The 12,575-nt window shown below is 58.5% G+C and carries 10 protein-coding genes and 1 riboswitch; of the genes, 5 read left to right on the top strand and 5 right to left on the bottom strand.

Annotated features, from left to right (window positions below):
• Positions 1 to 55: 55 nt before the first annotated feature.
• The 3 genes from NB069_RS18720 to hldE are packed head-to-tail and all read left to right on the top strand — an operon-like array spanning position 56 to position 5,708.
• Positions 56 to 1,357 (top strand): inorganic triphosphatase, encoded by a 1,302-nt coding sequence (locus NB069_RS18720; protein ID WP_250586008.1) that lies wholly within the window; start codon positions 56 to 58, stop codon positions 1,355 to 1,357.
• 18 nt (positions 1,358 to 1,375) lie between these two features.
• The gene (gene glnE, locus NB069_RS18715) at positions 1,376 to 4,234 is read left to right on the top strand and encodes a bifunctional [glutamate--ammonia ligase]-adenylyl-L-tyrosine phosphorylase/[glutamate--ammonia-ligase] adenylyltransferase (protein ID WP_250586006.1); all 2,859 of its coding nucleotides are present in this window, start codon (positions 1,376 to 1,378) and stop codon (positions 4,232 to 4,234) included.
• 40 nt (positions 4,235 to 4,274) lie between these two features.
• The gene (gene hldE / locus NB069_RS18710) at positions 4,275 to 5,708 is read left to right on the top strand and encodes a bifunctional D-glycero-beta-D-manno-heptose-7-phosphate kinase/D-glycero-beta-D-manno-heptose 1-phosphate adenylyltransferase HldE (RefSeq protein WP_250586004.1); all 1,434 of its coding nucleotides are present in this window, start codon (positions 4,275 to 4,277) and stop codon (positions 5,706 to 5,708) included.
• Between the two features lie 87 nt (positions 5,709 to 5,795).
• On the opposite strand, the gene ubiK is transcribed toward hldE, so the two are convergent.
• On the bottom strand, positions 5,796 to 6,092 hold the full coding sequence (gene ubiK / locus NB069_RS18705) for a ubiquinone biosynthesis accessory factor UbiK (protein WP_039031762.1): 297 nt from the start codon (positions 6,090 to 6,092) through the stop codon (positions 5,796 to 5,798).
• 120 nt (positions 6,093 to 6,212) lie between these two features.
• A riboswitch (FMN riboswitch) is annotated at positions 6,213 to 6,363 on the top strand.
• A 104-nt stretch (positions 6,364 to 6,467) separates the two neighbouring features.
• Between ubiK and ribB the strand changes: the two genes are divergently transcribed.
• The gene (gene ribB, locus NB069_RS18700; protein ID WP_103176994.1) at positions 6,468 to 7,121 is read left to right on the top strand and encodes a 3,4-dihydroxy-2-butanone-4-phosphate synthase; all 654 of its coding nucleotides are present in this window, start codon (positions 6,468 to 6,470) and stop codon (positions 7,119 to 7,121) included.
• A gap of 41 nt (positions 7,122 to 7,162) precedes the next feature.
• Here the strand turns inward: ribB and zupT are convergent, their stop codons facing one another.
• Positions 7,163 to 7,936, bottom strand: a complete 774-nt coding sequence (gene zupT / locus NB069_RS18695) for a zinc transporter ZupT (protein WP_250586002.1) — start codon at positions 7,934 to 7,936, stop codon at positions 7,163 to 7,165.
• A 196-nt stretch (positions 7,937 to 8,132) separates the two neighbouring features.
• Here zupT and ygiD point away from each other — a divergent pair, with 196 nt between their 5' ends.
• The gene (gene ygiD / locus NB069_RS18690; protein WP_250586000.1) at positions 8,133 to 8,921 is read left to right on the top strand and encodes a 4,5-DOPA dioxygenase extradiol; all 789 of its coding nucleotides are present in this window, start codon (positions 8,133 to 8,135) and stop codon (positions 8,919 to 8,921) included.
• A gap of 81 nt (positions 8,922 to 9,002) precedes the next feature.
• On the opposite strand, the gene NB069_RS18685 is transcribed toward ygiD, so the two are convergent.
• From NB069_RS18685 to tolC, 3 genes are all read right to left on the bottom strand, one after another.
• A complete protein-coding gene (locus NB069_RS18685) occupies positions 9,003 to 10,163 on the bottom strand; it encodes a glutathionylspermidine synthase family protein (protein WP_250585998.1) in 1,161 nt (386 codons plus the stop codon).
• A 2-nt stretch (positions 10,164 to 10,165) separates the two neighbouring features.
• Complete coding sequence (locus NB069_RS18680; protein WP_250585995.1) at positions 10,166 to 10,831, bottom strand: DUF1190 family protein; 666 nt, start codon at positions 10,829 to 10,831, stop codon at positions 10,166 to 10,168.
• Positions 10,832 to 11,005: 174 nt separating this feature from the next.
• Positions 11,006 to 12,427 carry an outer membrane channel protein TolC gene (tolC, locus tag NB069_RS18675; protein ID WP_250585993.1) on the bottom strand — a complete coding sequence of 474 codons (1,422 nt, stop codon included), beginning with the start codon at positions 12,425 to 12,427 and terminating at the stop codon, positions 11,006 to 11,008.
• Positions 12,428 to 12,575: the final 148 nt, after the last annotated feature.

Genomic DNA, 12,575 nt, shown 5'->3' with positions numbered 1-12,575 from the left:
GCGACTAAGTTCGCCTAAATTTACCCCGCAGTGCTGCAATCAAAAGAACAAGGCCATGGCTCAGGAAATCGAATTAAAGTTTATCGTTGAAAATGACAGCGTTGACGCGCTGAAAAACCATCTGCATCAGCTGACAGGTGAACATCACGCGCCGGTGCAACTGCTCAACATCTATTACGAAACCCAGGACCTGTGGCTGCGTCGCCATGATATGGGGCTGCGTATCCGCGGTGTAGATGGTCGCTACGAGATGACCATGAAAATCGCCGGTCGCGTGGTCGGAGGGCTGCACCAGCGCCCGGAATACAACATTGAAATTGACCAGCCTGCGCTGGATCTGGCGCGCTTCCCGGCGGAAGTGTGGCCGGACGGCCAGCTGCCTGAAGGGCTGCAGGAGAGCGCCAGCCCGCTGTTCAGCACCGATTTCTGGCGTGAAAAGTGGCTGGTAAACGAAGGTAAAAGCCGTATCGAAATCGCCCTCGACCGGGGCGAAGTGAAAGCGGGCGAGTTCCAGGAACCGATCTGCGAACTGGAGCTTGAGCTGCTGGAAGGCCACGCCGACGACGTGCTGAAGCTGGCGCGCAAACTGGTCACCCAGAGCGGCCTGCGTCAGGGGAGCCTGAGCAAGGCGGCCCGTGGCTATCATCTGGCCCAGGGCAATGCGCCGCGCACCCTGAAACCGCTTGAGATTATGCGCGTCGCGCCAAAATCGTCCATCGAGCAGGGGTTTGAAGCCTCGCTGGAGCTGGCGCTGAGCCAGTGGCAGTACCACGAAGAGCTGTGGATCCGCGGCGTGAAGGGGGCCAAAGCGGAGGTGCAGGCCGCGATTGCGCTGGTGCGTCACAGCCTGACGCTGTTCGGCGGCATTGTGCCGCGTAAAGCGAGTGCTCACTTACGCGATCTGCTGACCCAGACAGAGACCCTGATGGCGTCGGATGTCTCTGCCGAGACGGCGGTATACAGCCCGCAAACCGCCACCGCGAAACTGGCGCTGACCGAGTTTCTGGTGACCCGCGGCTGGCGTACCTTCCTGGATGCCAAAGCGCAGGCCAAAATTGCCGATAACTTCAAGCGCTTCGCCGATATTCATCTCTCCCGCCACGCGGCTGAACTGAAAACCATTTTCGCGCATCCGTTGGGCGACCAGTATGGCGATCAGCTGATTCGTCTGGCGCGTAACGTCGACAGCATGCTGCTTCTGTCCGGGGCGTATGACGGCCCGGTGGCCCGCGCCTGGCTGGAGAACTGGCAGGGGCTGCTGTATGCCATTAAGACCCGCCAGCACATTGAAATTGAGCATTTCCGTAACGAAGCCATTTCGCAGGAGCCATTCTGGCTGCACAGCGGAAAACGTTAACGCAGGCAAGGAACCCCAATGATGCCGCTTTCTTCACTTTTACAGCAGCAGTGGCAGACGGTATGTGAGCGTCTGCCGGAAGCATTACCCGCCTCGTCATTAAGCGAGCAGGCCCGGCAGATGCTGGCGTTCAGCGACTTTGTGCAGGAGAGCGTCACGGCCCATCCTGACTGGCTGACCGAACTTGAGGCCACGCCGCCCCGGGCGGATGAGTGGCAGCATTACGCCCGGTGGCTGGGCGACGCGCTGGCGGAGGTCAGCGATGAAGTCGCGCTGATGCGCGTGCTGCGCCATTTCCGCCGTCGGGTGATGGTGCGCATCGCCTGGGCGCAGGCGCTGATGCTGGTGAGTGAAGAGAGTACCCTGCAGCAGCTAAGCTGTCTGGCGGAAACGCTGATTGTCGCCGCGCGCGACTGGCTGTACGACGCCTGCTGCCGCGAATGGGGCACGCCGTGCAGCGACGAAGGCATCCCGCAGCCGCTGCTGATTTTAGGGATGGGCAAGCTCGGCGGCGGCGAACTCAACTTTTCGTCGGACATCGACCTGATCTTCGCCTGGCCGGAGAAGGGCACCACCCGCGGCGGACGCCGTGAGCTGGATAACGCCCAGTTCTTTACCCGTCTGGGCCAGCGGCTGATTAAGGCCCTGGACCAACCCACCCAGGATGGCTTTGTCTACCGCGTGGATATGCGCCTGCGCCCGTTCGGCGACAGCGGCCCGCTGGTGCTGAGCTTTGCCGCGCTGGAAGATTATTACCAGGAGCAGGGGCGCGACTGGGAGCGCTACGCGATGGTTAAGGCGCGGATCATGGGGGATAACGACGGCGCTTACGCCAGCGAGCTGCGCGCCATGCTGCGCCCGTTCGTGTTCCGTCGCTACATTGATTTCAGCGTTATTCAGTCCCTGCGCAACATGAAAGGGATGATTGCCCGGGAAGTGCGGCGCCGCGGCCTGAAAGACAACATCAAGCTGGGGGCGGGCGGCATTCGCGAGATCGAGTTTATCGTCCAGGTGTTCCAGCTGATCCGCGGCGGGCGCGAGCCGTCGCTACAGTCCCGCTCCCTGCTGCCCACGCTCGAGGCTATCGCCCGGCTTAACCTGCTGCCGGAAGGCGACGCGCAAATCCTGCGTGACGCCTACCTCTTTTTGCGTCGGCTGGAGAACCTGCTGCAGAGCATTAACGACGAACAAACCCAGACCTTGCCGGGGGATGAACTCAATCGCGCCCGCCTCGCCTGGGGGATGCGCATGGATGACTGGCAGGGGCTCACCGCCGCGCTGGATGCGCATATGGCCGCGGTACGGCGTATTTTTAACGACCTGATCGGCGATGATGAAAGCGAAACGCAGGAGGATGAGCTGTCTGAGCACTGGCGCGAGCTGTGGCAGGATGCGCTCCAGGAAGATGACACCACCCCGGTGCTGGCGCATCTGAGTGACGACGATCGCCATCGGGTGGTGGCGCTGATCGCTGATTTCCGCCTCGAGCTGAACAAACGCGCCATTGGCCCGCGCGGGCGGCAGGTGCTCGATCACCTGATGCCGCACCTGCTTAGCGACGTCTGCTCCCGGGCCGACGCCCCGGTGCCGCTGTCGCGCCTGACTCCGCTGCTTAGCGGGATTATCACCCGTACAACCTATCTGGAGCTGCTGAGCGAGTTCCCTGGCGCGCTGAAGCACCTGATTTCGCTCTGCGCCGCCTCGCCGATGGTGGCGACTAAGCTGGCCCGTTATCCGCTGCTGCTGGATGAGCTGCTCGATCCCAACACCCTCTATCAGCCGACGGCGACCGATGCCTACCGGGACGAGCTGCGCCAGTATCTGCTGCGCGTGCCGGAAGAGGACGAGGAGCAACAGCTGGAGGCGCTGCGCCAGTTTAAGCAGGCTCAGCTGCTGCGCGTAGCCGCCGCCGACATCGCCGGAACGCTGCCGGTAATGAAAGTAAGCGATCACTTAACCTGGCTGGCAGAGGCCATTATTGACGCTGTGGTCCATCAGGCGTGGGTGCAGATGGTGGCGCGTTACGGCCAGCCGACACACCTGGCCGAACGGGAAGGGCGCGGTTTTGCGGTGGTGGGATACGGCAAGCTGGGCGGCTGGGAACTGGGCTACAGCTCCGATCTGGATCTGATCTTCCTGCACGACTGCCCGGTGGATGTGATGACCGACGGCGAGCGTGAGATCGACGGGCGTCAGTTCTACCTGCGCCTTGCGCAGCGCATCATGCACCTGTTCAGCACCCGCACCTCGTCGGGCATTCTGTACGAAGTGGATGCCCGCCTGCGTCCTTCCGGGGCGGCGGGCATGCTGGTCACCTCTACCGAATCGTTTGCCGAGTATCAGAAGAACGAGGCCTGGACCTGGGAACATCAGGCCCTGGTGCGTGCCCGGGTGGTGTACGGCGATCCACAGCTTAACGCCCAGTTTGATGCCATTCGCCGCGACGTGCTTACCGCCACGCGCGAGGGCCAGACGCTGCAGACCGAGGTGCGTGAGATGCGCGAGAAAATGCGCGCCCACCTGGGCAATAAACACCGGGATCGCTTTGACATTAAAGCCGATGAGGGTGGCATCACCGATATTGAGTTTATTACCCAGTATTTGGTGCTGCGCGACGCCCACGCCAAACCGAAGCTGACCCGCTGGTCGGATAACGTGCGCATTCTGGAACTGCTGGCGCAAAACGACATTATGGACGAGCACGAAGCGCTGGCGCTGACCCGGGCTTACACCACGCTGCGCGATGAGCTGCACCATCTGGCGCTGCAGGAGCAGCCCGGTCATCTGCCGCTCGACTGCTTCAACGCCGAGCGAGAGCTGGTGCGCGCCTGCTGGCAGAAGTGGCTGGTGGAACCGTGCGTAACAAAACAAGTGTGATATTATCGCGCGCAAATTGTGAATCTTTCTGGAGTCAGGAATGAAAGTAACACTGCCAGAGTTTGAACGTGCTGGAGTAATGGTTGTTGGCGATGTGATGCTGGATCGCTACTGGTATGGGCCAACCAGCCGCATTTCCCCGGAAGCCCCGGTCCCGGTGGTGAAGGTGGATACCATTGAAGAGCGTCCTGGCGGCGCGGCAAACGTGGCGATGAACATTGCTTCTCTCGGCGCGCATTCCCGTCTGGTCGGGCTGACCGGCATCGATGATGCCGCGCGGGCGCTGAGCAAGACGCTGGCGGATGTGAACGTCAAATGTGATTTCGTTTCTGTTCCGACGCACCCGACCATCACCAAGCTGCGCGTGCTGTCGCGTAACCAGCAGCTGATCCGCCTCGACTTTGAAGAGGGCTTTGAAGGCGTGGATCCTGAGCCGTTGCACGAGCGCATCAACCAGGCGCTGGGCAATATCGGCGCGCTGGTGCTCTCTGACTATGCGAAAGGGGCCCTGGCAAGCGTTCAGCAGATGATTAAACTGGCGCGCGCTTCCGGTGTGCCGGTGCTGATCGACCCGAAAGGGACCGATTTTGAGCGTTATCGCGGTGCGACGCTGCTGACGCCTAACCTCTCTGAATTTGAAGCGGTGGCGGGTAAGTGCAAAACCGAGGATGAAATTGTCGAACGCGGCATGAAGATCATCGCCGATTTTGACCTCTCCGCCCTGCTGGTGACCCGTTCCGAACAGGGCATGACCCTGCTGCAGCCGGGTAAAGCACCGCTGCACATGCCGACTCAGGCGCAGGAAGTGTATGACGTTACCGGTGCGGGCGATACGGTGATTGGCGTGCTGGCGGCCACACTGGCGGCGGGTAACACCCTGGAAGAGGCCTGCTACTTTGCTAACGCTGCCGCAGGCGTCGTGGTGGGCAAACTGGGTACCTCTACCGTTTCCCCTATCGAGCTGGAAAACGCCGTGCGTGGCCGTGCCGATACCGGTTTTGGCGTGATGAGCGAAGACGAGCTGAAAGTGGCCGTTACCGCCGCGCGTAAACGTGGTGAAAAAGTGGTGATGACTAACGGCGTGTTCGACATCCTGCACGCGGGCCATGTTTCTTATCTGGCTAACGCGCGCAAGCTGGGCGATCGCCTGATTGTGGCGGTCAACAGCGATGCCTCCACCAAACGCCTGAAGGGCGAAACCCGTCCGGTGAACCCGCTCGAGCAGCGGATGATCGTGCTGGGTGCGCTGGAAGCGGTGGACTGGGTCGTCTCGTTCGAAGAGGACACCCCGCAGCGTCTGATTGCCGGGATCCTGCCGGATCTGCTGGTTAAGGGCGGTGACTACAAGCCTGAACAGATCGCGGGCAGCGAAGAGGTGTGGGCTAACGGCGGAGAAGTGATGGTGCTCAACTTTGAGGACGGGTGTTCAACCACCAACATCATTAAGAAGATCCAGAAAGACAGCGAGAAATAAAAAACGGGCCGAAAGGCCCGTTTTTTTTACCGGGTGGCGGTTTGTAGGCCCGGTAAGCGAAGCGCCACCGGGCATCACAGGCCGCAATTATGCCTGATCGTCTACCGGTGGGATCGCCGGAGCCGGTTTCACTTCATCAACAACACTGCGGTTTTCCAGCTCGGTCAGGCGCTGCTCCAGCAGGGCAATTTTCTCGCGAGTGCGCAGCAGCACCTGCGTCTGCACGTCAAATTCTTCACGGCTGACCAGATCCAGACGCATCAGCTGCGCCTGCAGCACCTGGCGGATCTTCTTCTCAACATCATCACCAAACTCACGCACGCCTTTTGGCATGGATTCATGGACCTGGCGGGCAAGTTGTTCAATTTTTTTTGGGTCGATCATCATAGTTCCCTTGAAGAAAAGGTGTTTAGAACCATTGTAGCGCGTTACAGGGATCCTTAAACCAGAATTGTGTGAAGCTTATGCGTTGCCGAACATAATCATTAGCGTTATAGTTATCCCGCTTATTCTCAGGGCGGGGCGAAATTCCCCACCGGCGGTAAATCAACACCATGTTGAAAGCCCGCGAGCGCTTTGGGTGCAAACTCAAAGGTCAGCAGATCCGGTGTAATTCCGGGGCCGACGGTTAAAGTCCGGATGGGAGAGAGTAACGAACCAGCCGGGCGAGGCCCGCTCACGTTATTTTTTTGCCGTGCTACGGCGCTCCTAAGACTGCCCTGATTCTGGTAACCATAATTTTAATGAGGTTTTTTTACCATGAATCAGACGCTCCTTTCCTCTTTCGGTACCTCTACTGACCGTGTTGAGCAAGCGCTTGCTGCGCTTCGCGAAGGCCGCGGCGTGATGGTACTTGACGATGAAGATCGTGAAAACGAAGGCGATATGATTTTCGCCGCCGAAACCATGACCGTTGAACAGATGGCGCTGACCATCCGTCACGGCAGCGGTATTGTTTGCCTCTGCATCACCGAAGATCGCCGTAAACAGCTGGAACTGCCTATGATGGTAGAGAACAACACCAGTGCCTTTGGTACCGGTTTTACCGTCACCATCGAAGCCGCCAGTGGCGTGACCACCGGCGTTTCTGCCGCTGACCGCGTTACCACCGTGCGTGCAGCCATTGCCGATGGGGCAAAACCTTCTGACCTGAACCGTCCTGGCCACGTCTTCCCGCTGCGTGCGCAGCCGGGCGGCGTCCTGACCCGCGGCGGTCACACCGAAGCGACTATCGATCTGGTGACGCTGGCAGGTTTCAAACCCGCCGGTGTCCTGTGTGAACTGACCAATGATGATGGCTCTATGGCCCGCGCGCCGGAGTGCATCGACTTTGCGGTTAAACACAACATGGCTGTTGTGACTATCGAAGATCTGGTGGCCTATCGCCAGGCGCACGAGCGCAAAGCCAGCTGAGAACGCAGCATAAAAAACGCCGGGTTAACCCGGCGTTTTTTTTATCCTATTCCTGCCGTCTGGAGCAGCACCAGACTGAGCCCCATCACCGACATCCCGCACAGCACGCCGTAGCTGGGGTTGTTATTCGGGTCGATCTCTTTGGCGAGCGGCATCAGTTCGTCCACTGACAGCGCCACCATAATGCCCGCCACCGCCGCCATAATGGCTGCCATTACGATCGGTGAGATCAGGCTGCCGAGAATAAGCCACGCCAGCACGCCGCCCGCGATCTCCGCCAAACCGGAAATGCCTGCCCAGAACACCGCTTTACGCTTCGATCCCGTGGCCGCATAGACCGGCCCGGCAACGGCCAGCCCTTCAGGGATATTGTGCAAAGCCACCGCCAGCGCAATGCCAAAACCTAACTCCAGATTGTTGCTGGCCGTCACGTAAGTGGCAACGCCTTCGGGGAAGTTATGCAGACTGATACCCAGGGTCAGCAGCAGCGCGGTACGGCGCAGGTTGCGGGGCAGCGGCTGACTCCCTTGTTGCATCAGATCCTGCGGATGCGCATGGGGCAGCATTCTGTCCAGCGCAAAATAGCCCAGCAGGCCAAAGACAAACATGCCGTAACCGAGCACAGGCGACATACCTTCGGTGCCAAGGGCGGCGGGTAACATCTCCATCAGGGAGATGAGCAGCATAATCCCGGCGGCAAAGCCCAGGGAAAAGGCCAGCACGCGGTTTGAAGGCTTCTGGCCCAACACGCCGAGCACGGCACCGATAAAGGTGGCGGCGCCTGCAAGAATAGTCAGAATCAGGGGAACTGACATTCACCTCTCCTTATGATAATGATTCTCATTCATACTAAAGGCTAAACGCGCGTAAAGCGAGCGGGTATAGTCGCCTTTACAGATCCCTTACATTCAAATTTCCTGATGATCTTCATCATGGTTATCTGAGTTCATCTTATCCTGGTAACAGGTAAGGTAAAGCTATCAAATCGACATCTTGTGTAAGGATATCATCATGACCTCTTCCCGTATGCCAGCGCTGTTTTTGGGCCACGGTAGCCCCATGAACGTGCTGGAGGATAACGTCTACACCCGCGCCTGGCGTCATCTGGGAGAGAGGTTGCCGCGGCCGAAAGCTATCGTGGTGATTTCTGCGCACTGGTTTACCCGTGGCACTGGCGTCACCGCGATGGAAGCGCCGAAAACGATTCATGATTTTGGCGGCTTCCCGCAGGCGCTGTACGACACGCACTATCCGGCTCCAGGTTCACCGGCGCTGGCGCAGCGGCTGGTAGAACTGCTGGCACCTGTCCCGGTTGCCCTCGATAAAGAGGCGTGGGGATTTGACCATGGCTCCTGGGGCGTGCTGATCAAAATGTACCCCGAGGCCGACATCCCGATGGTGCAGCTGAGTATCGACAGCACTAAACCGGCGGTCTGGCACCTGGAGATGGGCAAGAAGCTCGCCGCCCTGCGGGACGAGGGCATCATGCTGGTGGCAAGCGGTAACGTGGTGCATAACCTGCGCACTGCCCGCTGGCATGGCGAAAACACGCCGTATCCATGGGCGACAGCATTTAACAATTACGTAAAAGAAAACCTGACCTGGCAGGGGCCAGCAGAAAAACATCCGCTGGTGAACTACCTGGCGCACGACGGCGGTTCGCTCTCCAACCCGACGGCTGAACACTTCCTGCCGCTGCTCTATATCTTAGGCGCGTGGGATGGTCAGGAACCGATTACGACGCCGGTGGACGGCATCGAGATGGGCAGTTTAAGTATGTTGTCGGTGCAGGTGGGGTAAAGCGCCCGGTGGCGCTGCGCTTACCGGGCCTACGGAGTTATGTAGGCCGGGTAAGGCGAAGCCGCCACCCGGCACCACAGCCTACTCCACGAAGATATGCGGATAGAAGCGCGACAGATCCTGGGTGATCAGCGCGCGATCTTCGCGAATGCCAATCCCGGCTGGCTGATCGTTGATAAGCCAACTGCCGATCAGCATGTAGCTGTCGCCATACTTAGGTAGCTGACAGAACTGCTGGACGATCATCCCTTCTTCGCCATACGGACCTTCTACCGCTTCCAAGGTGTTACCGTTTTCGATAATCGATACGTTGGCCCCTTCGCGGGAGAAAATCGGCTTTTTAACGTACTTGGCCATCTGCGGATAATCATCTTCCGCGAAGTAGGCTGGCAGCAGGTTCGGATGGTCCGGGAACATCTCCCACAGCAGCGGCAGCAGGGCCTTGTTGGAGATGATGCTCTTCCAGGCTGGCTCCAGCCAGCGCACGCCAGCATCTTCAAGCTTGGTCGAGAACACTTCGCGCAGCATGTATTCCCACGGATAGAGCTTAAAGAGGTTGCTGATCACCTGATCCTGCAGGTCGGTGAACTGGCCTTTTTCACCCAGCCCGATATCTTCGATGTAGAGAAATTCGCTGGCCACGTCCGCCTCGGCGGCGCAATCCTGCAGGTACTGTACCGTACCCCGATCTTCGACCGTGTCACGACAGCAGGCAAAGTGCAGCAGGTTGAAGCCGTGCTGCTCGCGCAGTTCAGCGAAACGCTCAATCAGCTTTTCCTGCAGGCTGTTGAACTGGTCGCTGCCTTCCGGCAGATGGCCCGCGTTCTGCTGATCTTCCAGCCAGATCCACTGGAAGAAGGCCGCCTCATACAGGGAGGTTGGCGTATCGGCGTTGTTCTCAAGCAGCTTCGGCTCGCCGGTGCCATCCCAGGCCAGATCGAGGCGGGAATAGAGCGATGGCTGATTTGTTTTCCAGGACTGACGCACAAAGCCCCAGGTGTGTTTCGGAATGCGGAATCTGGTCAGCAGCTCATCGCTGGCAATCACCTTCTCCACCACCTTCAGGCACATCTGGTGCAGTTCTGCCGTGACCTCCTCCAGTTTTTCAACCTGGGCGAGGGTCAGCTTGTAATAGGCATCTTCACACCAGTACGGCTCGCCGTACATGGTATGGAAGTTGAAACCGTATTCGGTGGCTTTTTCGCGCCAGTCCGGGCGCTCAACAATGCTGACTCGTTCCATTGTCAGCCGCCCATTGAGCGTGTTGAGGTGCCGGTCGCGCTACGCTGCATAGTGTTCTGTTTAGCAACAGACTCACCAAAGCCGCCGCGGGTGACGGTGCTGGTGGTGGCCGGTTTTGGCGCCATGGCGGTTTTCGGAACGGTCATGGTGCGGCCTGGCTGAGCGGCGCCATAACCTTTGCCGCTGGCATCGGTGTACTGGCCGTAAGCCGGGCTGGCCGGGTTTTTCGAACTGAACAACGGCTGCTGCTGGTAGCCTGCGCCGCCGCTCATCAGACGGCCCATCATGTAACCGGCCATTAATGGCATCCAGAAGCTACCGCTGGATTGCGCCTGAGCCTGGTTTTCGGGGGCCATGCCCGCCTGTGCTGGCGCCTGCTGGCACTGGCCTTCGCCAAATTCCGCCACGCAGTCTTCACGGCTGGCGTATTTTGGCGCGGTGCGCTCCGCTTCTTTCAGGGCATTGTTGTATGAAGCGGTACACTCTGCGCTTTTACCGGTGGCTGCAGCACAGTCATCGGCATTCTGATAGAGCGATACCGTTTCGTCAGTTTTCTCACAGCCTGCCAGCATAAATACGGCGCCCAGCGCCAAAGCGACAGGAGTGAGGTGACGCGCGTTCCAGCTTTTGCGGAACGTAGCGTGATTAATGGATTTTGTCCGTTTCATGATTGTCTTCCAGGACCCAGTGGTAAAACACAGAAAATAACGCTCAGAATAGAGGATGAGTGGTGGAAAATGAAGCGATGGGGGCGAATCTGGGGGATCTTTACGTTGGCTTACGTTTTTTTGTCGGACAGCGCGATGATACCCGGCCTGGAGAGCCCTGGCCGGGTATAAACATCAGTTCGCGTTAGTGCTTGCAGCGGCTGCGGTTAAGCCATCAGCAGAGGCTACCTGCTGTGGGTTTTCCGGGGCCACAACTTCTGGGGTGGTGGAGATAGGTTTACCCAGAGCGCCGTTCAGCGCCTGCAGATCCTGCTCGTTCAACGTACCCAGCGCTTGCTTAATGTTCAGCTGGTTAATCAGGTAGTTGTAACGAGCGTTGGAGAGCTGTTGTTTAGCGTTATACAGCGTGGTGGTCGCATCCAGCACGTCAACGATGGTACGGGTACCTACCGCGTAACCGGCTTCTGACGCATCCAGTGAACTCTGGGCAGACACCACGGCCTGTTTGTAGGCGTTGATGCTGCTGACAGAGGCGTTCACGTTGTTGAAGGAGGAACGCACGGTCTGCACAACGCTGCGGTGCGCGCTTTCAAGCTGCTCGCTGGCACCGACAAAGTTGTACTGCGCCTGTTTAACCTGAGAATTGACCTGGCCGCCCTGATAGATTGGCAGGGAGAAGTTCAGGCCGATTTTATTCTGGCCGACATCGCTGTCGTTGTACTGGGCGCCGCTGGTTCTGGAACCGCTGTAGCTGGTATTAGACACGCCGGTAGACGCGCTCAGGCTCAGGGTTGGCAGATGGCCATCCTGCGCGAGGCGGATCTGCTCGCGGGCCAGATCCTGGCTCAGACGCGCCTGCAGCAGGCTGAGATTGCGGTTTTCAGCTTCTTTCAGCAGGGCATTCACCGCCTGCGGCTTTTCAGCTTTGAAGCGTTCAACGTTCAGCGAGGCCAGCTGTGGATAGTAGTTACCGGTGACCTGACGCAGTTGTTCTACCGCGTTATCCAGATCGTTACGCGCCGTCACTTCGTTCGCCAGGACGCTGTCGTACTGTGAACGGGCGTTCTGCACGTCGGTGATGGCGACCAGACCCACGTTGAAACGCTGGGTAGTCTGATCGAGCTGACGGTAGATGGCTTGTTTCTGCGCTTCAATGTAGGAGAGCGTGTCGATGGCGCTCAGCACTCTGAAGTAGGCGGTTGCGGTGTTAAGGATCAGCGTCTGCTGGTCAGTCTGATAGGTGACATCCTGAATACCGGCCGATTTTTCCTGCAGGCTCAGGGTGCGCCATTTAGACATATCAAACAGCGTCTGGGTTAACTGGAGTGAACCGCTGGTTACGTTGGAATCGATGCCGTTAGCATCACGGTAACCGTTGTTATAGGTATAGTCTGCACCTAAACCCAACTGTGGTAATAATGGGCTGCGTGCTTCATTAATCTTTTCAAAGGCAGCATCACGATCGGCGGCGGACTTACGCAGTTCCGGGTTGCTCAGACGTGCCTGCTTATAAACCTGCATCAGGTCCTCTGCCTGACTCAACGCGCTGAAGCCCGTCAGGCTCAGGCCGATGAGGATGGGGAGCAATTTCTTCATTTGCTTTCCTTGTTGTGAAGCTTAGTTAGCGCTGATCTCATTAAAAAATATCCACCGATTCTAGCAGACTTCGCCACTGCAAAATGTTGGCGTTCCGTGCCATGCGGCAATAACTTGCAGCAATTTACCATACTGAGGTAGAAACCGC

This window comes from Leclercia adecarboxylata (assembly GCF_023639785.1).
GTDB classification, from domain to species: domain Bacteria; phylum Pseudomonadota; class Gammaproteobacteria; order Enterobacterales; family Enterobacteriaceae; genus Enterobacter; species Enterobacter adecarboxylatus_D.
This window is presented reverse-complemented; position numbering and strand designations above follow the sequence as displayed.